Genomic DNA, 20,635 nt, shown 5'->3' with positions numbered 1-20,635 from the left:
CGCCAAAGACAAAGGTTACGTCCCCTGGAGGCCCGGTACTCCTGAAGCTGTCCCCAGGGGCAATCTCTGAGCGGAGAATGGGCAGGTTCAAGTGGTGGTCTCAACGCCCTGGGATTCCGGCGCGAAGAACCTTGGAAAGCTCTGGCGCCCCGAGGATCTGGCCTGGGGCTTCTGGAGCTGTCCACCGCCGCCATCTGGTTAGGGCTTTTGAAGTGTCCGGCAGATGGGTGGGAATAGCAAGTTGATTTGGCTCCGGGTTCGCCGCTTGTTTTGGCCCCACCCTGTTGGTGTTCCGGTCAGTTTTGCCGGGACTTGTTGATGGTCTGCTGGGTGGTTTTCAGCCGGTAGGAATCGGTGCCGGTGTTGATGATGTGGCCGCGGAAGGTCAGCCGGTCCACGACCGCCGCCGCGAGGCGCGGGTCGGTGAACGTCTGGCCCCACTCGCTGAACGGGGCGTTGCTTGCGCAGGCGATGGACGCCCGTTCTTCCCTGGCCGTGATGATCTGGAACAACAGCTCGGCGCCGTGGGTATCGAGCTTGACGTAGCCGACCTCATCGAGGCAAAGGAGATCCAGGCGCGCGTATTTGCCCACCAGCCTCGATAGCTCCTTGTTGTCGGCGGCCTCGACGAGTTCGTTGACCAGCGCCGCCGTGGTGATGTAGCGGACCCGCCGTCCCTGCTCGGCGGCGGCCATGCCCAGGCCGATGAGCAGGTGTGTTTTCCCGGTCCCGGAATTGCCGAGGAGTACCAGCGGTTCCCCGGCATCGATCCACGCGCCGGTGGCCAGGTGCGTCAGGGTCGCCGGCGGCAGGTCAGGGATCTGGGCCAGGTCCAGGTCTTCGAGGCGTTTGCTGCGCGGGAACTTCGCTTCCTTGATCCGCCGGGCCCGGGCGCGGTTATCGCGTTCCTCGCATTCATAGGTCAGGACCTCGGCAAGGTACGCCTGGTGGCTGAGGCGCTGCCGGGCCGCTTCGGCGGCCATGGACCCGGCGACCTGCGCGGTGCCGGTCAGATACAGGGTTTTACAGGCTGCGCCGATCGCCGCCGCGGCGGCCGGCTCACTCAGCTGGCCCATGGAGGGTCCCTGCCCGGCGCTCATCGGCTGCCCGCCGCGGCCAGCAGCCCGTCGTAGCCGGCCAGCGAGGGCTCCCAGCGGTCGGGCAGGTGCCTGATCCGTCCGGCAATATCGTCGGGAAGCACGGCCGGGACGTGGTGGAAGCTCTGGCTGGCACGGGCGTGGATGGCCAGATGATCCGTGTCGAAGTCCCCGGCCGTGACGGCGTTCTCCATCGCGCCGGTGACCGCGGCGGCCGGCAGGGTCCGGGCCAGGAGCAGGACCTCGATCAGGGCCTTGGTGCCGGCCTTGTCGCCGAGGGCGGCCCGCGCCTTGTCCCAGAATTTCTGGTGGGCTCCGGTGAAGGACCCGGAGGTGCGGGCGGCCACCAGCGCTGTTGCTCCGGCCAGGGCGCCGGGTTTGCGGGTGAGGACCTCAAGGTAGTGGTCCAGTTCCAGCACGTAGGAATACTTATGGATGGCCCGGACATGGGACGCGATCCGGGCTCCTTCGGCGAACATCTCGATGGTGCGGGCACCGAGCCGGACGCTGACCCGGCGCCCGGCATAGCGGGCCGGGACCGAGTAGTAGGACTGGCGGACGCAGACCTGGGACTTGTGGTCGGCCTTGAACGAGAACGTCGAGGCGGCCTCGAACGTGTCCGCCGGCAAGGCCCGGAGCATACCGGCTTCCTCCGCGGCCGCGGCACCGACGGTGACTGGGCGGCCGGTGATGACCCGGTGGTCGTCCTTGACATCGCAGACGGCCATATACGCGTTCAGTTCCTCCAGGGTCCCGAACTCCGGGACGGGGGTCAGCCAGCGGCGGCGGAACCTGCCGACTTCGCCTTCGACGCCGCCCTTTTCGTGGGCGCCGTCGATGCCTGGCAGGCAAAAGAACGAGTCGAACCCGTAATGGGAGCGCAGGGCGATGAAGCGTTCGTTTTCCAGCCGCTCCCGGCCCAGAATCACGGTGGTGACCGCCGGTTTGAGGTTGTCGTAGCGGATCATTTTGGCCGGGATCCCGCCGAAGCGTTCGAACGCGGTGTTATGCCCGTCCAGAAAGGACTCCTGCGACTGGTTCGCGTAGGCCACATGCGCGGCCCGTCCGGAGTAGGACAGCCGCATCACGAACATGAACAGCTTCACCTGCGCGCCGCCGATCACGGCCTGGAACTCGCCGAAGTCGACCTCGGCTTCCCCGCCCGGGGTATGGGTCTGCGGGACCGCGACGTCAGCCGGAGTGCTGACGAGCTCGCGGCGGATCCTGGCCACGCCGTGAGCGACCGTGGACTCGGCCACCACGGCGCCGTGTTCATCGACCAGCCGCTGCCAGATCCGGCGGGCCGTGTGACGCTGTTTGCGCGGCGCTTTCTGGTCGGTGGTCAACCAGACCCGGATGGTGTCCTCCCAGGGCCCCAGCTTCGGAGCCTTCCGCTCGGGCGTCTTCCGTGCCGGCGGCGTGGCCTCCGCCAGCGCGGCCCGGACCGTGCGGCGGTGGACGCCGTGCACCCGTGCCAGCTCTCTGATCGACATATCTTTATCCCTCGCATCAAGGCGGATACGCTCGAATTGCTTCACTCTCGATCTCTCCTTCAATCCCGTTCCGTTCTCTTTCGTCTTGGCGGACAAAAAGAACGCTACGGGCGGGTCGAGGGTGGGGCCATTTCAAACGGCTAAAAGTCCCCTCAGTGGGGCCATTTCAGAGTGCCATACCCAGATGGGGGTCTTGAGATGGAGAAGATATCGGTGAGGTCGGTGACCCGTGGATATCGTCGCCTTTGGGTTTTGTCGCAGGACCTTCTGCCGTGTTTGACTGGCTGCTCCGGAATTTGTCAAGGTGAATGACGTTGGGGGTGGGAGCGGGCTTTCGATGAATGCACGGGCCCGTAGATCGTCGGCTGGCGCGCACGTGAGCGCGGTGCCCGCGTTCCTTGGCAGGATTGGACCCGCTGGACCGGGTGGTTGTTCTCGGTTCTGTCATCCGACGGGTATGGACGTTTTTGGTTCTCGGTGGGTCCGGGGTGCGGGGGCGCAGCTTGGGAGACTGCTGGCCCAGTTGGCCGACGCCCACGCCCTCGACGCCGAACTTCATCCGGACACTCGCCCGGAGTGAAGCCGCCCGGGGAAAGACCCGAGCTGCGAGTTCACCACTCCTCCGGGGGCTCGGCTATGCCGGAGGGAAGTGGAGCATCTGGCGCGGGCCACCCTGAAAGACCAGCCTGATGGCGCAGGGATTGCCAGCAAGGGAATATGGATCCATTGGGAAACTTCGAGCGTGGCTGCATTTGTTGGATCCGTGGCCATCTGACCGTGCCCGGAGGATGCTCTCGTTACTTTTTCCCGGATGAGGGCGGGGTGGCGGACGACGCAGTTGCGAATCCGGCTGCTTTGGTAGGTCGGGCCGTGTTGGAGGAGTCGTCCGGCGGTCCAGTGCGCCCAGCGTATGGGGACCGTTCTCTGGAGCGTCTGAGAACGTCAGTCCAGTGCCCAGTTTCGGATCTCGTCGGGGTCCTCGCCGTGCTGACGGGTGTGGTTCCGTGCCCGGATTCTGAGGTCTTGAAGGGACTGGTGCAGAACCGGGTGACGTTCGCGCAGCCCCGGCACACGGTCAAGAACGTCGAGGGCCAGTTGAAAGCGGTCTATGCCGTTTAGCATGGCCATGTCAAATGGTGTCGTGGTGGTGCCCTCTTCCTTGTAGCCGCGCACATGCAGCCGTTCTTGGTTGCCATGCCGGTAGGTGAGCCGATGGATCAGGGCGGGATAGCCGTGGTAGGCGAAGATGATCGGCATGTCTGCCGTGAAGATTCCCTCGAAGTCCGGCGTTGAGAGTCCGTGAGGGTGCTCGCTGGCCTCCTGGAGCCGCATGAGGTCGACCACATTGACCACCCTGATCTTCAGCCCGGGCAGTTCGGTGGCGAGCAGCCGGGCCGCGGCGACTGTTTCGATCGTGGGGACGTCCCCGGCGCAAGCCATCACCACATCGGGTTCTTCGCCAGCGATTTCCGAACCCGCGAAGTCCCAGATGCCCAGGCCCCGTCGGCAGTGAAGTGCTGCCTCGTCCGGAGCGAGCCACGTGGGAGAGGGCTGTTTGCCGCTGACCACAATGTTGATGTAGTCCCTGGATTCCAGGCAGTGCTCCATGACGGCAAGAAGGGTGTTCACGTCCGGTGGCAGATAGACACGGATGACTTCAGCCTTCTTGTTCACGGCATGGTCGATGAACCCGGGATCTTGATGAGAGAAGCCGTTGTGGTCCTGCTGCCAGACATGGGACGAGAGCAGGTAATTCAGCGACGCCACAGGCCGCCGCCACGGCAGTTCCCGATGCACCTTCAGCCATTTTGCATGCTGGTTGAACATCGAATCGACAATGTGGATGAATGCCTCATAGCAGTTGAAGATTCCGTGCCGGCCGGTCAGGAGATATCCCTCGAGCCAGCCCTGGCACAGGTGTTCGCTGAGCACTTCAAGGACCCTGCCTGCCCGGGCCAGATGCTCGTCGACGTCGTCGATCCTGGACTGCCACACCTTGTCCGTCACCTCAAAGACGTTCTGCAGGCGGTTCGACTCGGTCTCATCCGGCCCGAAGAGGAGGAAATTATCCGGGTTCCCGGTGATAACCTCTCCGAGCCAGGATCCCAGGGTGATCATCGGGCTGATCCGTTCGACGCCGGGCCGGGGTACCTGGACGGCATGATCGGCGTAGTCGGGCAATGCCAGGGAACGCAGCAGCATCCCGCCGTTGGCATGGTCCGTGGCGCTCATGCGGAGGCGGCCCGAGGGCGCATTGGAGGCGACCTCAGCGCGTAGTCGGCCGCCTTCGTCAAAGAGCTCATCCGGCCGGTAGGACTTCAACCAGCGTTCGAGTTGGGCGAGGTGCTCGGGGTTGGTGCGGACTTCGGACAAAGGCACCTGGTGGCTGCGCCAGGTGCCTTCAACCCGCAGACCATCCACCGTCCGGGGACCGGTCCAGCCCTTGGGTGAACGCAGGACGATCATCGGCCAGCCCGTTACTGCGGGGGAGTCGCGTCCAACCGAACCCTCGGTGCGGTCCCGTGCGGTGCGGTGCCGGTCCTGTATGGCACGGATTTCGGTCAGGCAGTCGTCGAGCGCCGCTGCGAAGTCCCCGTGCGCGGCGGCAGTCGCCTCCGGATCAGTCACTGTCACGAAATGTGGCACATGGCCATAACCGCGTAAGAGCTGTTCGAGCTGGGGTTCCGGCATCCGGGCCAGGATGGTGGGGTTGGCGATCTTGTAGCCGTTCAGGTGCAGAATGGGCAGCGCCGCGCCGTCCGCAACAGGGTCCAGGAAGGTGTGCGAGTGCCAGCTCGCAGCCAGTGGTCCCGTTTCCGCTTCGCCATCACCGATCACGGCGGCGGTGATCAGCTCCGGGTTGTCAAAGACCGAGCCGTAGGCGTGGGCCAGCGAGTAGCCGAGTTCCCCGCCCTCGCTGATGGACCCTGGGGTTTCCGGGGCGGCGTGGCTGGGAATCCCGCCAGGGTAGGAGAACTGACGGAACAGCTCTGCCATGCCGGCTTCGTCGGGTCCCACGTGGTTGTAGATCTCGGAATACGTGCCCTCCAACCAGCCGTTGGCAACGACCGCGGGACCGCCATGGCCGGGGCCGGCGATGAACAGCATGTTCTGCCGATCGCGTCGGATGACACGGTTGAGGTGGGCGTAGATGAAGTTCAGTCCGGGGGTTGTTCCCCAGTGCCCCAACAGGCGTGGCTTGGTGTCCGCCGCGCGAAGGGGGCTGCGCAGGAGGGGGTTGGAGCGCAAATAAATCTGTCCGACCGAGAGGTAGTTCGCGGCCCGCCACCAGCGGTCCACCAATGCCAACTCTTCACCGAGAGCAGGATGCCCGGCTCCGCGGCCCGTGGCAGCCGATGCGCGGCTCGTGGGGGATACCTCTGGGTCCGGGTGGCTCATCGGCACAACCTCCGCGTCGTGGGACGGATTCGGGACTTGGTCAGTGACCATAACAACACCTCCAGCCATTCGGGGCAACCCCGGACAGGCCCGGCTGCCGTCCTGAGGTTCTTGCGTGCGCCCGGCATGCTGTTTAAAGAGCTGCCTGGCCGGACCTTGGGGGCACCTTCTGCAACGCACATCGCGGTGGTTTCCCTGTGCCCGAAATTCTTGCAGGATGGATTCATCCGTGTGCTTCTGGCTGCGACGAAAAGTGTGTTCCCTGCGAGGCAAGGACCCGTGTGATGACACTAAGACCTGCCCTGGCGAGGGCCCTGACCCACATCATCAGCGGGGCGCTTATCGGCGCGCTGATGGGGACGCTGATCCCCGGGTCCGGGGTGCTCTATCTCATTCCGGCGGGGATCGGCTGCGTTCTCGCCGTCCCGCTGCTCGTGGCGGCTTACCAGCCTGCGAGCGAGGAACCGGATCCTCCCGGAGATACGACCGAATAGCACCAGGTTGGGTCCGACGACCCGGCTACGCTGCCACCCGGAGCGGCCCGGACGTGTGCGTCCGAAACCCTGATTCCGTCGGGGCCGATTCTCGCCACGATGGCCGGCCCTGGGCGCGCTCACTCGGTCCCGGCGTACCGACCCCTCCGGCCCACCCTGGAGGTCCGGGTGGCGGATGTCTGCCTGTTCGCCGAGGATGCCGTCCTCATCGCCGCGCTGGTCCGTGGCCTGGTGGAGACAGCCGCCCGGGAATGGCGTGCTGGTGTGCCGCCCCGCCCGGTCCCGGTTGCCCTGCTCCGGCTGGCTCTCTGGCGGGCCAGCCGGTCCGGCATCAACGGCGATCTCCTGCACCCGGTGGACAACCGGCCGCGGCCGGCACCGGACATCATCGCTGCCCTTGTCCGCCATGTCCGGACGGCACTGACGGATTCCGGGGACCTTCCCCGCGTCCAGTCCGGTGTGGCTGTGATCCTGCGGCGCGGGACCGGGGAACGACGACAACGCGCCACGCTCGCCCGCACCGGAGAACTTTCGGCCGTGGTCACCGACGCCATCTGCTTCACCCACCGCCCGCATCCACCGGACGGGCAGAGGACCGGCGCCGGGACCGTTGGCCCGGACTGAGCGTTCACGGCGGATGATGCGCCGCGGCGCCAGCACGGACCGGCGGCCTTCGGTGTCTGGCTGGTGCCGTTGCCCCGGGGCACGGCTGTCCCGGTCGAAGAGTGTACGCGTCAGTCGCTGGAGCCTGTGTCCGTGGTCAACCCGCGGTCATCGTGTTCCCGGCGGTCTTCTTCTTCCGCGGGCCCCGGGGGGATTGTCCGGCTCCCCTCCGATTCGTGACCGCCTGCGGGAGTGCTTGGCTGGCCGGGGTCACGGTCTGATCCGTTTTCCTTCGGGTCAGCCGGGTCGGCGGCCTGTCCCGGGACCGGTGTGGCCTCCGTGCGGCTGCGGTCGGTCACTGCCTCATCAGATTTGTTCGTCCCGGTGCTCATCAACTGCTCCCGTTCCTGTCGGTGCCTGTTTCCTGTCTCCTCCACGCTAGCAAGCCAGGGAAGAGACAGTAAGAAGAGGACCGCCCGGCAGGACCTTGGCTGCGGCACGAAGAGGGTGACCACCGGCCCCGCACAGGGGACTCGTCCCCGCGGCCGGACGGACCGGGGTGTGCCCGGGGGAAGGAACCGAGGAGAGGCTGTCCGGGGCCGGGCAGATGCCTACCGGATCCAGCCGTCGTTTGTTCGCCCGGCTTTCCCGTAAGGGCCCGGGTCCCGACGGCCGGTCCTCAGAAAGGCGGCTTTGGAACGGACTTTCGCATGGTGTCCGGTCGTGCCGGGTGGGAGGATGCGTGTATGAGCGAGAACACGCATCCCGGTTCGGACAATCCTGCTTCTGGCAGCGGGGAAGAACACGCCCCGGGCCCGGATCAAAAGCACCCCGGACGCCGACCACGCAGCCGATGCGCACCGTGGGCCAGCGGCGCCGGGATTCGGAGAAGAAGCTGGAGGACCACCAGCGCGGAGCCCGCACCAAACCGCCGGAGTGAGACCGCTGCCGGCCGGCGGTGGTGGTGCGCCTGCGCACGCGACCCTCGGCACGGGTGGAACGCAGCAACGTAACATTGCCGGAAGGAAAGCTGATGAACGAAAATATGCAGGCTGAAGAAAAGGCAGACGATAATTCATTGCGCGCCTACCTGCACAGCTGATGGCCGCTTCGGCCGGGGAACGCCTGTTCGAGCAGGCAGCCACATCGTGGGCGGGTTCCGCTCACGGGGCCGAGCTCAGCAGACTCACCGCCGAGGTCCGCGAGGACAAAGAAGCGCTCCAGGAAATCTGTGAGCAGCTGCACTCTGCCATGCCGGGCCATAAGAAACCTCTGGCGTGGATCGGTGCGCACCTGGCCGCTGTGGACCCTCTGAACCCGACGCATTCCCCCGACGGCGCCGCCGGACAGCTGGAGCTCGAAGCGCTCATCACGGCCGTCACCGGAAAGGTGCTGCTCTGGAAAACCCTCATCGTTCTCTCCTCCATCTACAAGAGCATCGATCAGGGCCAGATACAGCGCCTGCTGGACCGTGCCCTGGGACAGATCCGGGACCTGGAACCGCTTTTGCTGGATACAAGCACGGAGCGGCTCGCCCCCACAACCCCCTAACCGCGGAGGACGCCTGGTTGCCCGCCTCGTTCCGGAGGACTATAGAGCGCCTGAGCGCGCCCAGGCACGCGGTCCCCTCCTTCGGCGCCGGGACCCCGCGCCCGGGCAAGGCCGATTTCCGGACAGTAAACCGACCGACCCGGATCCTGCCACGCACCTCCGCCCGTGGACGTGCTACATGGTCCCGGCACGGGGCCGGGGCGACGCTATTCCCGGCCCGGCGGGCGGGGAACTTCCAGCCGATCGTCGAGTCTTCCGGAGTGCCGTTGCCAGGCCAGCAACGGAAAGAGGAGCAGGAGGACGGCCAGGACCACGAGCAGGGCGGCTCCGGTCGTGACGCCGGCGGTGCTCCCCAGGACGACCGAGAAGATGAGCGAAGCAGAGCCGGCGATCAGCACCGCGATACCGGTCAGCGCGGCCTTAACAATCCGGTCCCCATCGGTGACGAGGGTGTCTTTCACGTGATGGCGGAACAGCCGGCGGTGCAGGCTCACGGGCACCAGCATCAGGGCCGTAGTCAGCGCGGCGATGAGCACCAGCGTGAGGTAGAGTCCGCGCTGGAAGCCATCCAGGGCGGCGAACTTCTGCTGGAAGGGCAACGTCAGAAGGAACCCTGCAATAATCTGCACGCCCGTCTGCATGACGCGCAGCTCCTGCAGCAGTTCCGACCAGTTCCGGTCCAGTTTTTCCTCGCGCGTCTCATTCCGTCCGCCTCCGGCGCCTTCCATCCCGTGCGAAGATTCCGGTGTCCCGGCCCCGGCGCCGCTCACGCGTCCCGCAGGGCGTTGATGAGATCGTTTTTACGCAGTTTCGAATAGCCTTTGAGCCCGAGTGTCTTCGCCCGGCCCCGTAACCGTCCCACCGTCCAGTCCTCGTAGTCGCCGGCCTCGCCGCCCTTCCGGCCGATGGTTGAGCGGCCCTCTTTAGCCGCCGCGTTGGAAATGCGTGCGGCTTTCTGTGTCGATGCTCCGTCCCTGCGGAGCTCTTCATACAGTTCCGGATCCTTCAGTCTCGATGATTTACCGGCAGGCATGGTCTCCCCTTTTCTGGTAACTGTCTTCGTAGATTCCCAGGAATGCACTCTCCTCCGACCCGACGTTGCAGTGCAGAGCGTTGCCGGACCCCGGAACCGGGCCGGGCCCCCGGGTGTACCCCTGTCCAAAAAAGGTTCGCTCGGACGAATTGCAGGGCTCGCTTGCTGCGCCCGCCGAACGGATGCCTAGCCTTCCCCGTCGCCCCGTTCTTTGCCGGATGACGGGTCGGCAGGGATGGTCTCTGCCCGTGCGCCTTCCGCCGGTTCCTGGGCGTGGGCTCGGCTCCCGGAAGGTGCTTCCTGTACGCCGGTCCGGTCGTCTTCGGCAGGCGCGTCGGCCCAGTCCTCGCCTTCAGCGGGCGCCTCGGCATGGCGGCGCTCGATCGGCTCCGGCGTTCCGCTCATGACAATTCCTTCCGTATTTCCTAGCGTGACCATAAGTCGGCGCGGGCCCTCGACTCCGTCAGGAGCCCGAAACGGCCGGACCCGCCACGGCTGTCGTTGTCTCCGGAGACCCTCAGCTGCACCCCGCAGGCCGCTTAGGCCCCTGCAACTTGCGGATCCCTGAACCCGACCCGCTCCCATCATGTCCCCGAATGTTCCGCCGGTCAAGACACTCAAAACTCACTCGTCCCCCCACCCAGCCGGGCCGGATGGGCCGGCACCGCGGACGAAGTTGAGAGATTCTGCCGAAGCCTTCGCTGCACAGCGGAATCTTCACATGACGGTCGTTGAGAAGGCCGACTTGATCTGTGGTCCCGTAATGACGGACGTGATCCCCGGGAAGCCGAGACCGTCATCCTTCGACGGAAGCCCCCGCCTTTTCGCCGACCAATGCCGCCCGGGCCGGCTTAGTTATTCCGGCCGCCGCTGCGACGCTCTCGGCAGCTACGCCTGCGGACATAGCAGCGGACATCTGAGCGTAGCGTGCAGCTTTGGCCTGGTCCAGTGCCCATTCTGCTGCCTCGACTTCCCCAACCCGGGTGACCACCGCGGCCAGCAGCTGCTCTTGCAGCAGCGGCGAGATCGTTGGGCTTTCGGTGCCGGCGGAAGCCTGCGCTGGCTCCACGTGCACGATCGAATCAACCTGGGCGATGGACAAAGGGAGCGTGTTTATATCGGTGAACGATTCCACGGAGACCACCTTGGTTTTATAGAAGCAATGCCCCCAGCCAGTGGGAGCAAGAAAGCCTCAGGCATGAAAAGACCGACCATTCTGCCGGTATCCCAGAGAATACCGCAGCCTCAGGCAAGAAGTGACGGAGAGCGCCAGCATGCGCCGATTCAGTAAGGTGCAGGAGATGCTGGATGCCGTCCCTGAAAAGGTCTTTCCTCTGGGTGGTCTGCGACCGGGCCAACAGCGTCCACACAGTTCCGGGACAAAGCGTCGGCTGTCGAGGGTATCAGCGCCGTCCGTGAGTATGCGGGAATGGGTTTGATTACGGATCTATGCCCACGCGGCCCTGCCACAGGGGGCCAAGGGAACCTAGCTGTATTGACCCCGGACGTTAGGAACATGCGGCGTGGTTAGGTGACAAAAAGAAGACCTCCGAGTGGAGTTGGGCTTGTCGAGAGTCCAGTTCACAAGGAGGTCTTCAATGTCCCATGCTAACGCGATCCTCACGCCTAAGGCAGGCTCCGGCTGGCCCGGTGCATCGTTGATGATGGGTGGTCGTTGCGCCGGGCAGCTGAACGGTTCCAGGTATCCGTAACGTTAGAGTTCTGCTGCCAAGCCTGCCAAGCCTGCCAAGCCTGCCAAGCCTGCCCGGCCTCGCGGCGGTGGCTGTAACGCGGGCCGCTCATGCCCGGTCGATCAGCCGCTGCTCGCCGGAGTGGCGGGCGCAGTGGGCGCAGCAGTAGATGCTTCCCTCACTTTCAACCCCGTGTCCAAGGATGCGGCAGCCGCAGTGTCCGCAGGCGGGCGCCATTGCCTGTACAGCGCATTCAAAGCTGTCGAACGTACCGGTTTTTCCTTCCCTGCTGACGGTGAAGGTCTTGTCGTAGTCATTGCCGCAGGTATCACAGGTTGCCATGAAAAATCTCCGATCACTTTAGCCGGTCCAGGGCGGCTGAAACGTCCGGCCGGAACTTCGGGCCGGAGACCTTTACCTGTCGCCCACCGGGTCTTTTCAGCTATCTGTTGATCACTTTGAAGAAGGTGCTGGGTCCCCCGTTGGCTTTCTCCGTCTGGTAGAGGAAGGCCAGCTTGTTTTTCTCGAATTTTTCGAACCAGTTCTCCCAGCTGATCTGCTCCAGGCTCTCTTCCCCTGCACCTCCGGGGAAGAGAGCCTGGAGCACACCGGGGTCCTGGCCTTCGGCAGTGGCTTTGACGCCAGCAGGCTTTCCGCCGTTTTGCTCGACCCATTCGCGGATTTCATCGTGGTTAGTGGTTGTCGAGGTCTTAGATGTCACGGTCTCCTCCCCCTCGGTGGAGTGGTTCGCTGGTTCCCGCCGCTTCTCAGTAGGAGATGAATTCGACCAGTTCGCCGACCCTGTCTTCGGGATAGTTCCGGGCGATGTCGGCCTGGCTGAGCATCCCGACGAGGTCGTGTCCGTCGATGACCGGCAGGCGGCGGACCTGGTGCTCCTGCATGGTTTTGATCGCTTCTTCGATGGAATCATCGGCGCCGATGGTGACAGGTTTGCCCTGGGCGAATTCGCCTGCGGTCGCGCTGCGTGGGTCTCCGCCTTCGGCCAGGCACTTGATGACGATGTCCCGGTCCGTGAGCATACCTTTGAGCCGGTTGTCTTCTCCGCAGATCGGCAACGACCCGACGTCCAGGTCCTTCATCTTCCGGGCAGCCTGTTCCAAGGTCTCGTTCTCGCCAATGCATTCTGCCCCGCCGGTCATGATTTCACGTGCTGTCGATGGCATTCGTGTTCACTCCTTCTGTTGGATATTGGCTTTTTTGTTGGAACCAGGGGTTCGGCGCCCGGCCTTGTATCGTCCCGCCGGTGCTTGCCCACTCTGCCTCGGCTGCTGGCCTTGGCTGGGTGGTTCGTTATTCGGGTATTTCCATTTGGAACCCGCAGACGCAATGTAAAACCCGGGTACGGAGACAGACCTCAAGGACACCTTCGGAGCTCTGTTCCGTGCTCAGCGGGGCGTAGATGCCGCGCAGTTCAGACCCTGCCGGGTGCATCGGTTCACCGCAGTGGATGTACTCGCCGCCGAACTGAAGGATCCCTGAGATCCGCTCGGGCCCGGGGCGGTTGAGGACGACGGCTATTGGCGGGACGGTCGCCGGGTGCGCCCGGTAGTGGCCGCACGCAGTGCAGGTGTACGAGACAGCAACCATTCCCGGAACCGGGGGCGAGAGAGCTTCTATGGACTCGATGACCAGGTGCCTGTCTGTGTGGCAGTCAAAGCAGTGAAGGGAATCTGCCCACGGCTCCTGGGCACCGCCGCCGGTGATATATGGCTCGGAGATGGTCGACATTGACTGTTTCCTTTGCAAGGGGGTCGCTGACCGGACTGCTGGAATCGTGCTCCCTCGCTCAGACTAGACCCGTGCCTCTTGCACTGGCAAGCAATCGGGGCGCCAGTACCCGGGGGTTCTCCGTACCCGTTCGGCAGCTGTCGGGCGCGTGGAGGGTTGTCGGGGGCGTTCGGTATAAGGTTCCCCGTGCCGGGTTTCCGGTGCAGGCCGGGATGGGTATTCGTCGCCGGTGGCATCGCTCATGCCGCATATGGGACGGTCAAACAGCGGTCCGCTGGTTTCCACCGCGTCGCATCGGGAGGGGGTTGCAACAGTGTGAAGCTCTATGTTTGGCTGAGGCCAGGCCTTACAGCAGGAGCTCAGCTTTGGAGGGAAGGACCGCCATGCAGGAAACCCCATGCAGGAACTTGTGCGGCGAGGGCCTGAATGCCGGTCAAAGCATAATCTGTCCCGGCGGGGCGGGCGGATCGGGGAGGCCTTGCGGGAGGACCTGGTGTTGGCACACCTGTTTCTGGCTGAAGCTTTGGCCGGGCGTTACGCCCGTGGCCGGGACCAGGCAGATCTGCGACAAGTGGCATACCTGGGCCTGATCAAAGCAGCACACGGGTTCGACCCGGACCGGGGCGGAAGTTTTCCCGCGTATGCCGCCCCCACGATCCGGGGCGAATTAAAAAAGTACCTCAGGGACCATTGCTGGGTTGTCAGGCCTCCGCGGGCGGTGCAGGATCTGCGTACACTCATCACGCGCACCGCACCGGCTCTCGCCCAGACCCTGGGACGGGCCCCGACTGATGAGGAACTGGCCAAGGAACTGGGCACGAGCTCCGGCGAGGTCCGTGAAGCTCAAGCGATCAGCATGAGGCCTGATTCGATCGACGCGCCCGGCCCCGACTGCAGCGGTATTCTGGCAGCAGGTCTTCCGCCCGGATTGCGAACCCGGCCATATCGAGGAACTGATATCGCTGGGCCAGGCCATACGTGGACTGTCCAATGCTGACCGGGACCTGCTGTACCACCGTTATGCCCACGAAGAGACACCGGCTGCCCTGGGCAAGCGGTTCGGCATGACTCAGATGCAGGTGTCCCGGCGGCTCGCCAAAATACTCGTTCAGCTCCAACGGGCCCTCCTTGCCCCTGAACCCGGACCGGAAACGATGCCCTCCTCCAAAACATCCTGACCCGGTGGTCCAGCCCGTGGCCTGGACCACCGTCCTCTTCAGTCGCTGATGCTGCGGTGTTACGGTGAGGTACGGATTGATTAAACGTGCGGCACCGCCCGCACGGGAAGGAGATCGTCATGGCCGAACGCGGCAACACCACCCACGGCGCCCATCTGGATGACAAGATGCAGCAGGAAACCCAAGGAATGGTTAAAAGCAACCAGCCGGCACACGCCGAAGAGTGGCGGGAGACCGAGCCATTCCCGGATGAAACAGATCCTGCAGAAGTCCAGGACGCTCTAAACCCGGCTCCTGGACCTGGCGCCGAGGAGCCGGAACCGTGACAGATAGCCTGAAAGAATACGCTGACCTCTACCGGCGCGAGGGCCCTTGGTGCGCCGCCTATGTCGACGCCGGCACAGGGACGGTCGACACGCTGGAAGCGGCCGACGTGCGCCCGGGCAATATCCGCAAAGCACTTGCCGGCAAAGGTGCCTCGGCTGAGGACCTTGCTGCCATCGAAGAAGCCATACAACCTGCCACGGGAGAACCTTCCCCAGTAGCACGTTTTGTTCTCGTGCGGCAGGGAACGGTGGAACTCAATGAGTTGTTGCCAGGCCCCCTCGTCGTGCCGGAGAGAATCTCCGTGGACCCTGTCCCGGACCTGCTGCCGTTGGTCAAGCACCGGCCCGGCGAGTATCCGTACATCGTTGCCGAAGTCGGGCGGGACAGCGCCGAGATCCGACTGCACTACGCTGGCAGACCCGGCCCCGACAGGGTCCAGGATGTTGAAGGATCGAGCGAGAACCTCAGCAAAGTCGCGGGAGGGGGCTGGTCGCAAGGCAAATACCAGCACCGGACCGAGGAAATTTGGCGCCGGAACGCGGACCAGGTGGCCGAGGAGATCGACAGGATCATCCGCAACAGCGGGGCCAGGTTGCTGGTGCTCGCCGGTGATGTCCGGGCCCGGGGCCTGGTCCAGGATCAGCTCTCCGAAGCCAGCCGGGAACTGCTAAGTATCGTGGAGTCCCATACCCATACTGCCGGTGCCGATCAGGAGGCCTTCAACGAGCAGGTCAATGAACGGGTTGCCCTGCAGTGGGCGGCAGAGCAGCAGGAGGTTATCGAACGCCTCGCCGAGCAGGAAGGCCAGGCCAATCCCGAATCGGCCACGGGCATAGGCGCTGTGGTGCGTGCCCTCCAGCAAGCCCAGGTGGACGTGTTGATTATGAACGATGAAGCGCTTGGGGGTCATCACCTCCTGGCACTCGGTGCAGAACCGTGGATAGCCAACGCAGAGGAGGAGGCTCTCGGGGCGGACGTCCTGGGCCGGATCCCGGCGCCGGCCGCACTCCTTCGTGCCGCAGCGTTGACCGATGCCGGGATCCTTCTGCTCCCGGAGGGCGTCCTGCCCGGCAAAGCTGACATCGCCGCGTTGCTGCGATGGCCAACTGGCCCTGCAGTCCCGTCGCCCTAAAGGCCGGGCGGCCCGCGCGGTAACAGCAGCACGAACTGCACCGCAGCGCTGCAACCGCCCTGAACTACGCGATTCCGCAAAAGGCGGCCGACAGTTCAAAGCGGTCCTTTGGAGCATGAGGGCTGTCAACCATAATCCGTGCAAATGACAGCTGTCGGATACCTGCCAGCCGTTGGTTCTTGCCCTGCCTTTGCTCCGCCATAGCTTGGGGCAAAGGGCGAATTCAAGGGGTCGATGCAACACCCGAGGTCAGCTGGCTATCAGTAAATCACGAAGACGCTCTGCTGGGGTTTCCCAGTCCAGTGTTTTGCGTGGTCGGGCGTTGAGTTCCTGGGCGACGTGCTCCAGGTCCTCGAGCCCGTAGACATTCAGGTCGGTGCCTTTGGGGAAGTATTGCCGCAGCAGCCCGTTGGTGTTCTCGTTGGATCCGCGTTGCCACGGGCTGGCCGGGTCGCAGAAGTAGACGTCCATGTCGGTGGCGATGCTGAATGCCTTGTGCTTGGCCATTTCGGCGCCTTGGTCCCAAGTGAGAGATCCCCGCAGGTGCGCCGGCAGGGTTCCCACAGTCTTGATCAGCCCGTCGCGGACCGATTCGGCGGTATGGTCCACCGGCAAGTGCACCAGCATCACGTAGCGCGTGGTGCGTTCCACCAGGGTTGCGATCGCCGACTGGTTGTAGGCTCCGGTTATTAAATCCCCCCTCCCAGTGACCCGGGACGACGCGGTCTTCGATCTCGGCGGGGCGTTCGGAAATATTGATCATCGGGTCCCGGAAACGACTGGTGCGTTCTTCGGGATTCCGGTGCTTTTTGCGGCGGGTCCGTCCGGTGCGCAGGGCCTCTTTGACCTCGCGTTTGAGTCCGCCGAGGGCCTGAACGTAGAGGGCCTGGTAGATCGTTTCGTGGCTCACGCGCATCTGCTCGTCATCGGGGAATTCCTTGATCAGCAGCTTCGAAATCTGTTGCGGGGACCAGCGGGTGAGGAGCTTAGTTTTCACGTAGTCGTGCAGTTCTCCGGGTTCTGCCAGCTTACTGTCCTTGGGCCGTGCCCGGACTGCGGTGGCGGCCCGGTGAGCACCGTAGGGCAGGTAGCCGAGCACGGGGTGGCTGTTGCGTTTGATCTCCCGGCTGATGGTGCCCACGGATCGGCCCAGTGCCCTGCCGATCGCCTGCATTGAGGTTCCTTGGGAGCGCAGGTCCGCGATCCTCTCCCGCTCCTGCAGGGACAGGTAGCGGTCGCTGATGGGCTGTTCCAGGGCTTCCAAGGCCGCCGGGGCGGGTGCAGGCTCCGCCGCCGCTGCCCTCAGCTCCGGTGCCGCCGCAGGGGCTGAAGGTTCCGCAAAAGTAGTTCTCACCTCCCGTTTATACGGCAGATCCACAGTATGGCCCTCGGCAGTCTCCGTGTCCTTTGCTGCCTGTTGCCGGTCCCATTGGTAGGAGCTCTGTTTGCTGGCGCCGACCACGAGTGCGGCGTCCCTCCGGCCGGCTCCGTCTTGGCGCAAGCGCAGGTAGTGAATCTGTTTCGCCGATGGGCGTCGCGGGCTGATGGAGGCCAGGCCGGCATCGTTCGCCCAGTTCGAGCAGGTCGAGCGGTTCAGGCCGAGCTGCTCGGCGGCAACGCTGACGCTGCCGACTTCCCGCAGTAAGCCCAGGAACTCGTCAATGACCGCCGATGGGTGGCGTTGCGCGGGCTCGGTTTTCACGGTTCGGTTGGTTCGTGGCTTCCTGGCCGCTGGATTGACCCGGCCGGCCCAGGTGTTCGCGGTGCTGATATTCAGCCTCAGTTCCTTGGCGGCCGCGACGATACTACTGGTCCGATCAAGGACGGCATGGAACTGGTCCTTGTCGGCCTGGGTGTAGTGGCGTTGACGTCTGATCCCGGCAGCGTTCGCCCACTTCTGGCTGGTGCTCCTGTTGATGCCGAGCTCCTTGGCCGCCGAGGCCACAGTTCCCAGACGCTCTACTGCGGAAAGGAAATCCTGCCTTTGGGCACGGGAATGGGACTGCTGATGACGCTTGCCGCCCGTACCGGCCTGGGGTGCTGATTTCTCCGTCGACGGAGATTTCTTCTTTTAAGGAAGAACTATTTCTTGATGGAGATTCCATGGGTGTTGCAACTCCCGATTTTTCGGAGGTGTTGCAACGATCGCTAGAACTCGCCCCGCTGGGCATTTTCGTGGCCGCCCATGGGCAGTTTTTCATGGTCGCTATCAGTATGCGCAGCCGATGCTTTTCATGGTCCGGCCTAGCCTCTACGCTGGGACGACAGCGAGCTGAAGGAGATCCAATGTCCACCTCAAATGAAGAGCAGGACCCCGGAGTTGAGGTCATCGTCCCTCAAGAGGATGCACTGCCGGCATCCACCCGCACCGGCCACGGGAAGATGCCCGAACGCATCGATGACGACATGTACGAGAAGGCTGCAGAGCAGGAGCGCGTGGCAGCAGGTCTCGCCGACTATGCAGCGGATGATGTTCCGCCGGCCACCGACCCCCTGCCCCCGGAAGCCTCAGAGGCCGCAGACCTCGCCCAGCGGGGACTGCTGGATGATACGGAGGACAGCGCCAGCCCAGAATAGGCCGCTCTGTCTCACCCCGGCCCGGCCAGCGGCACGCTGACTGTGGTCCGTGCAGTCGGCTTCAGACATTTCGTGCAGACGACTTCTGAAAATGACAGCAAAGTGGCGGCTTGATCCGATATTTTTGGTCAGAACCCGTTCCCGGTATCAAAGCTGGCCGGAACGCGGGAAAGAGGGTTTTTGACGTGTTTTAGAACATGGGATGCCCTGATCATTGAAAGGTGGCCCCGTGACTCGGAATGTCATTGGCTATGCCCGAGTCAGCACGCGGGGGCAGTCCCTGGATGCGCAGTTCGATGCACTTGTGGGCGCCGGTGCCGTCAAGGTCTTTATGGAGCATGCCTCGGGAGCGACGCAGGCGCGGGCGCGGTGGCAGGACTGCCTGGAATACCTGCAACCCGGCAATATCCTTGTGGTTACCGACCTGACCAGGCTCGGACGTAGCACCGCAGATCTGTCCGATATCGTCACGGTGCTAGGGCGACGGGGGATAGGCTTCCGGTCTCTTGCCGAACCTTGGCTGGATACGACAAGTGCGCGTGGGAAGCTGATCTTCGACATGTTTGCATCTCTGGCCGAGTACGAACGCTCGCGGTTGGCTGAACGCACTAAGGCCGGGTTAGCCGGCTGCTAAGGTCAGGGGCCGGCTCGGCGGCCGTCCGCGGGCGATGACCCCGGCGAAACTCGAGACGGCCCGAGGCCTGCGTCGTAAGGGTAAGAAACTGCAGGAGATCGCGGAGACCCTCAGTGTGAGCATGTCGAGCCTCACCAGGGCTCTTGGACCCCGAGCAATGAAGACGGCCCCGGATCCTGAGGTAATAGTTCGGACCGTTGCATAAGTCAGTTCAGTACGCGTCCGTGAGATGCCGGTTTTGGAACAACTTCTGAGACACACAGATTACGCCGAGCGCGCCCGCCTTGTTGTCATTTTCAGAAGTCGGCTGCACGAAATGTCAGAAGTGACCTGCACGCACTCGATCAGTCACCAGTCTGGACTGGACAGAGACAGGGTAGCCGGGCAGTAAAGATAAGGTTACTGTGGATCGGGGCGGTCGGGTTCGCCGGTGCGCTTCGTCGAACACATCGAAAGCGAAGGAGCAAAGTCAATGACACACATCACCTCCATGCTCGAGACGTATCCTAAGGACCTTGGTGGGATAGACCGGGAGAAACTCGCCGAGTGCATCGCAGCGTGTTTTGAATGTACACAGACCTGCACCGCATGCGCGGATGCCTGCCTGAGCGAAGACTCCGTGGCTGAGCTTACCAAGTGCATCCGCACCAACCTGGACTGTGCGGACATCTGCCTCACCACTGGAAACATTCTCTCCCGTCACACCGGCTATGACGCCAACGTCACCCGCGCCGCGCTGCAGGCCTGCGCTGCAACTTGTAAAGCATGCGCCGAGGAATGCGAGCAGCACGCAGAGATGCACGACCACTGCCGGGTTTGCGCTGAAGCATGCCGACGCTGCGAAACCGTCTGCAACGAACTCCTCGCCTCCCTAGGCTGATCCGGCATCCCTGAGAACAAAAGGAGCGGGTCATGGCCCGGGAACAGGAGCCCGATTCATCCTACGGCCATGGGTTGAACAGCTCGCCGCCTGCCAGCTCCGTGCGTTCCCTGCCGGGCCCGGTATCCTGCCGCCTAAATCTCCCCGTCAGTTCGACGGCCGCCGCCGCCGCAACATGCTGCGCGCTCATGAACTGACGGGGGAAGGTGGGGTGACAAAGTCATAAAGTGTGCTGACAGAAGTTCCTAAGAGAACGGCTCCAGGGTCCGTGCGGGGTGGTGCAGACGGCTTCGGTCAAAAACAGCGGTTGGTGCAGGCGGCTTCGAACAAATGACGGTTGGTGCAGACGGCTTCGAACACTTCCGTGTCAGCAGTCGCCTGCACCAGCCCCGTCCTTCCGCATGATCCAGTGCAGACGACTTCTGAAACTGACACTTGTCATTTTCGGAAGGCGACTGCATGGAATGTCAGAAGTCGTCTGCACGGCTGGTGCGGACCGCCTCGGCGACCGCTTCGATCCCATGCGTGTGTGACTTCGGGTGTCATTTTTCTATTCGTTATGCGCGGAATGTTCGAAGTCGTTTGTGCAGGTCCGTCTGTCACCTTGGTCAGCTGGGAGTCGATCCAGTTCCTCGGAAGTGGGGGACCTCTGATGCTTTGGGCGGATGCAGGTGTTGGTGCTGCGGAGCCAGCTGCGGGTGTCGGAATTTGTCAAGGCGATTGAGGCCAGCGGGAGTTAGGCGGCTACTGCCGTAGCCATTCTGTTGGATGGGTTATTGATCCATGCCGCGTCGGGG

At 63.8% G+C, this 20,635-nt stretch carries 21 protein-coding genes and 3 pseudogenes; 12 read left to right on the top strand and 12 right to left on the bottom strand.

Annotated elements, in window-relative coordinates; translation table 11 throughout:
* Positions 1 to 296: 296 nt before the first annotated feature.
* The 3 genes from istB to RCH07_RS14215 all read right to left on the bottom strand — a co-directional run bounded on the left by istB (position 297) and on the right by RCH07_RS14215 (position 5,989).
* Positions 297 to 1,100 (bottom strand): IS21-like element helper ATPase IstB, encoded by an 804-nt coding sequence (istB, locus tag RCH07_RS14225; protein WP_442784838.1) that lies wholly within the window; start codon positions 1,098 to 1,100, stop codon positions 297 to 299.
* Positions 1,097 to 2,635: an IS21 family transposase gene (gene istA / locus RCH07_RS14220; RefSeq protein ID WP_326968128.1), complete on the bottom strand. Its 1,539-nt coding sequence runs from the start codon at positions 2,633 to 2,635 to the stop codon at positions 1,097 to 1,099. Before istA ends, istB begins: the two co-directional genes overlap by 4 nt.
* Positions 2,636 to 3,532: 897 nt before the next feature.
* Positions 3,533 to 5,989: a phosphoketolase family protein gene (locus tag RCH07_RS14215; RefSeq protein WP_442784839.1), complete on the bottom strand. Its 2,457-nt coding sequence runs from the start codon at positions 5,987 to 5,989 to the stop codon at positions 3,533 to 3,535.
* Positions 5,990 to 6,273: 284 nt separating this feature from the next.
* On the opposite strand from RCH07_RS14215, the gene RCH07_RS14210 reads away from it, so the two are divergent.
* The 3 genes from RCH07_RS14210 to RCH07_RS14200 all read left to right on the top strand — a co-directional run bounded on the left by RCH07_RS14210 (position 6,274) and on the right by RCH07_RS14200 (position 8,637).
* On the top strand, positions 6,274 to 6,483 hold the full coding sequence (locus RCH07_RS14210) for a hypothetical protein (protein ID WP_326968126.1): 210 nt from the start codon (positions 6,274 to 6,276) through the stop codon (positions 6,481 to 6,483).
* Between the two features lie 168 nt (positions 6,484 to 6,651).
* Positions 6,652 to 7,107 carry a hypothetical protein gene (locus RCH07_RS14205; RefSeq protein WP_326968125.1) on the top strand — a complete coding sequence of 152 codons (456 nt, stop codon included), beginning with the start codon at positions 6,652 to 6,654 and terminating at the stop codon, positions 7,105 to 7,107.
* A gap of 1,080 nt (positions 7,108 to 8,187) precedes the next feature.
* The gene (locus RCH07_RS14200; RefSeq protein ID WP_326968124.1) at positions 8,188 to 8,637 is read left to right on the top strand and encodes a hypothetical protein; all 450 of its coding nucleotides are present in this window, start codon (positions 8,188 to 8,190) and stop codon (positions 8,635 to 8,637) included.
* Positions 8,638 to 8,843: 206 nt separating this feature from the next.
* On the opposite strand, the gene RCH07_RS14195 is transcribed toward RCH07_RS14200, so the two are convergent.
* From RCH07_RS14195 to RCH07_RS14180, 4 genes are all read right to left on the bottom strand, one after another.
* Positions 8,844 to 9,365 (bottom strand): DUF6328 family protein, encoded by a 522-nt coding sequence (locus RCH07_RS14195; RefSeq protein ID WP_326968123.1) that lies wholly within the window; start codon positions 9,363 to 9,365, stop codon positions 8,844 to 8,846.
* Positions 9,366 to 9,403: 38 nt separating this feature from the next.
* Positions 9,404 to 9,670: a DUF7218 family protein gene (locus RCH07_RS14190; RefSeq protein ID WP_326968121.1), complete on the bottom strand. Its 267-nt coding sequence runs from the start codon at positions 9,668 to 9,670 to the stop codon at positions 9,404 to 9,406.
* A gap of 186 nt (positions 9,671 to 9,856) precedes the next feature.
* A complete protein-coding gene (locus tag RCH07_RS14185; protein WP_326968120.1) occupies positions 9,857 to 10,075 on the bottom strand; it encodes a hypothetical protein in 219 nt (72 codons plus the stop codon).
* Positions 10,076 to 10,466: 391 nt separating this feature from the next.
* Positions 10,467 to 10,805 (bottom strand): hypothetical protein, encoded by a 339-nt coding sequence (locus tag RCH07_RS14180; protein ID WP_326968119.1) that lies wholly within the window; start codon positions 10,803 to 10,805, stop codon positions 10,467 to 10,469.
* A 463-nt stretch (positions 10,806 to 11,268) separates the two neighbouring features.
* Here RCH07_RS14180 and RCH07_RS14175 point away from each other — a divergent pair.
* Positions 11,269 to 11,384: pseudogene (locus RCH07_RS14175) on the top strand (IS481 family transposase); the annotation flags it as partial.
* Positions 11,385 to 11,469: 85 nt separating this feature from the next.
* On the opposite strand, the gene RCH07_RS14170 reads toward RCH07_RS14175, so the two are convergent.
* The 4 genes from RCH07_RS14170 to RCH07_RS14155 all read right to left on the bottom strand — a co-directional run bounded on the left by RCH07_RS14170 (position 11,470) and on the right by RCH07_RS14155 (position 13,110).
* Positions 11,470 to 11,703 carry a hypothetical protein gene (locus RCH07_RS14170; protein WP_326968118.1) on the bottom strand — a complete coding sequence of 78 codons (234 nt, stop codon included), beginning with the start codon at positions 11,701 to 11,703 and terminating at the stop codon, positions 11,470 to 11,472.
* A 100-nt stretch (positions 11,704 to 11,803) separates the two neighbouring features.
* Complete coding sequence (locus RCH07_RS14165) at positions 11,804 to 12,082, bottom strand: hypothetical protein (protein ID WP_326968117.1); 279 nt, start codon at positions 12,080 to 12,082, stop codon at positions 11,804 to 11,806.
* A 46-nt stretch (positions 12,083 to 12,128) separates the two neighbouring features.
* Entirely contained in the window at positions 12,129 to 12,545 is a 417-nt protein-coding gene (locus RCH07_RS14160; RefSeq protein ID WP_326968116.1) for a CBS domain-containing protein, read from the bottom strand.
* Positions 12,546 to 12,672: 127 nt separating this feature from the next.
* Positions 12,673 to 13,110, bottom strand: a complete 438-nt coding sequence (locus tag RCH07_RS14155; RefSeq protein WP_326968115.1) for a hypothetical protein — start codon at positions 13,108 to 13,110, stop codon at positions 12,673 to 12,675.
* Between the two features lie 397 nt (positions 13,111 to 13,507).
* On the opposite strand from RCH07_RS14155, the gene RCH07_RS14150 reads away from it, so the two are divergent.
* The 4 genes from RCH07_RS14150 (at position 13,508) to RCH07_RS14135 (ending at position 15,747) form a co-directional block, all read left to right on the top strand.
* A complete protein-coding gene (locus tag RCH07_RS14150) occupies positions 13,508 to 14,107 on the top strand; it encodes a sigma factor (RefSeq protein ID WP_326968114.1) in 600 nt (199 codons plus the stop codon).
* Positions 14,055 to 14,288, top strand: coding sequence for a sigma factor-like helix-turn-helix DNA-binding protein (locus RCH07_RS14145; RefSeq protein WP_326968155.1), 234 nt, complete (start codon positions 14,055 to 14,057; stop codon positions 14,286 to 14,288). The genes RCH07_RS14150 and RCH07_RS14145 overlap by 53 nt, the downstream gene beginning before the upstream one ends.
* A 119-nt stretch (positions 14,289 to 14,407) precedes the next feature.
* Positions 14,408 to 14,614, top strand: a complete 207-nt coding sequence (locus RCH07_RS14140) for a hypothetical protein (RefSeq protein WP_326968113.1) — start codon at positions 14,408 to 14,410, stop codon at positions 14,612 to 14,614.
* Entirely contained in the window at positions 14,611 to 15,747 is a 1,137-nt protein-coding gene (locus RCH07_RS14135; RefSeq protein ID WP_326968112.1) for a baeRF2 domain-containing protein, read from the top strand. The genes RCH07_RS14140 and RCH07_RS14135 overlap by 4 nt, the downstream gene beginning before the upstream one ends.
* Positions 15,748 to 15,996: 249 nt before the next feature.
* Here RCH07_RS14135 and RCH07_RS14130 read toward each other — a convergent pair.
* A pseudogene (locus tag RCH07_RS14130) lies at positions 15,997 to 17,248 on the bottom strand (IS30 family transposase).
* A 174-nt stretch (positions 17,249 to 17,422) separates the two neighbouring features.
* Here RCH07_RS14130 and RCH07_RS14125 point away from each other — a divergent pair.
* The 4 genes and pseudogenes from RCH07_RS14125 to RCH07_RS14110 all read left to right on the top strand — a co-directional run bounded on the left by RCH07_RS14125 (position 17,423) and on the right by RCH07_RS14110 (position 19,838).
* Complete coding sequence (locus RCH07_RS14125; RefSeq protein ID WP_326968156.1) at positions 17,423 to 17,791, top strand: hypothetical protein; 369 nt, start codon at positions 17,423 to 17,425, stop codon at positions 17,789 to 17,791.
* Positions 17,792 to 18,033: 242 nt separating this feature from the next.
* The gene (locus RCH07_RS14120; protein ID WP_326968111.1) at positions 18,034 to 18,324 is read left to right on the top strand and encodes a hypothetical protein; all 291 of its coding nucleotides are present in this window, start codon (positions 18,034 to 18,036) and stop codon (positions 18,322 to 18,324) included.
* A gap of 229 nt (positions 18,325 to 18,553) precedes the next feature.
* A pseudogene (locus RCH07_RS14115) lies at positions 18,554 to 19,163 on the top strand (recombinase family protein).
* A gap of 267 nt (positions 19,164 to 19,430) precedes the next feature.
* Positions 19,431 to 19,838: a four-helix bundle copper-binding protein gene (locus RCH07_RS14110; protein ID WP_326968110.1), complete on the top strand. Its 408-nt coding sequence runs from the start codon at positions 19,431 to 19,433 to the stop codon at positions 19,836 to 19,838.
* Positions 19,839 to 20,635: the final 797 nt, after the last annotated feature.

This window comes from Arthrobacter sp. CG_A4, from assembly GCF_035985125.1.
In the GTDB taxonomy this organism is placed as follows: domain Bacteria; phylum Actinomycetota; class Actinomycetes; order Actinomycetales; family Micrococcaceae; genus Arthrobacter.
The sequence above is the reverse complement of the archived record's forward strand: the minus strand, read 5'-3'. Positions and strand labels throughout refer to the sequence as shown.

Bases quoted from the DNA above. Each gene is read 5' to 3' on its own strand.
- RCH07_RS14160 (WP_326968116.1), bottom strand. From the start codon at position 12,545: ATGCCATCGACAGCACGTGAAATCATGACCGGCGGGGCAGAATGCATT.
- istB (WP_442784838.1), bottom strand. From the start codon at position 1,100: ATGAGCGCCGGGCAGGGACCCTCCATGGGCCAGCTGAGTGAGCCGGCC.
- RCH07_RS14200 (WP_326968124.1), top strand. From the start codon at position 8,188: ATGGCCGCTTCGGCCGGGGAACGCCTGTTCGAGCAGGCAGCCACATCG.
- RCH07_RS14190 (WP_326968121.1), bottom strand. From the start codon at position 9,670: ATGCCTGCCGGTAAATCATCGAGACTGAAGGATCCGGAACTGTATGAA.
- RCH07_RS14195 (WP_326968123.1), bottom strand. From the start codon at position 9,365: ATGGAAGGCGCCGGAGGCGGACGGAATGAGACGCGCGAGGAAAAACTG.
- RCH07_RS14110 (WP_326968110.1), top strand. From the start codon at position 19,431: ATGACACACATCACCTCCATGCTCGAGACGTATCCTAAGGACCTTGGT.
- RCH07_RS14210 (WP_326968126.1), top strand. From the start codon at position 6,274: ATGACACTAAGACCTGCCCTGGCGAGGGCCCTGACCCACATCATCAGC.
- RCH07_RS14150 (WP_326968114.1), top strand. From the start codon at position 13,508: ATGCAGGAACTTGTGCGGCGAGGGCCTGAATGCCGGTCAAAGCATAAT.
- RCH07_RS14155 (WP_326968115.1), bottom strand. From the start codon at position 13,110: ATGTCGACCATCTCCGAGCCATATATCACCGGCGGCGGTGCCCAGGAG.
- RCH07_RS14170 (WP_326968118.1), bottom strand. From the start codon at position 11,703: ATGGCAACCTGTGATACCTGCGGCAATGACTACGACAAGACCTTCACC.
- RCH07_RS14140 (WP_326968113.1), top strand. From the start codon at position 14,408: ATGGCCGAACGCGGCAACACCACCCACGGCGCCCATCTGGATGACAAG.
- RCH07_RS14215 (WP_442784839.1), bottom strand. From the start codon at position 5,989: ATGAGCCACCCGGACCCAGAGGTATCCCCCACGAGCCGCGCATCGGCT.
- RCH07_RS14120 (WP_326968111.1), top strand. From the start codon at position 18,034: ATGTCCACCTCAAATGAAGAGCAGGACCCCGGAGTTGAGGTCATCGTC.
- RCH07_RS14185 (WP_326968120.1), bottom strand. From the start codon at position 10,075: ATGAGCGGAACGCCGGAGCCGATCGAGCGCCGCCATGCCGAGGCGCCC.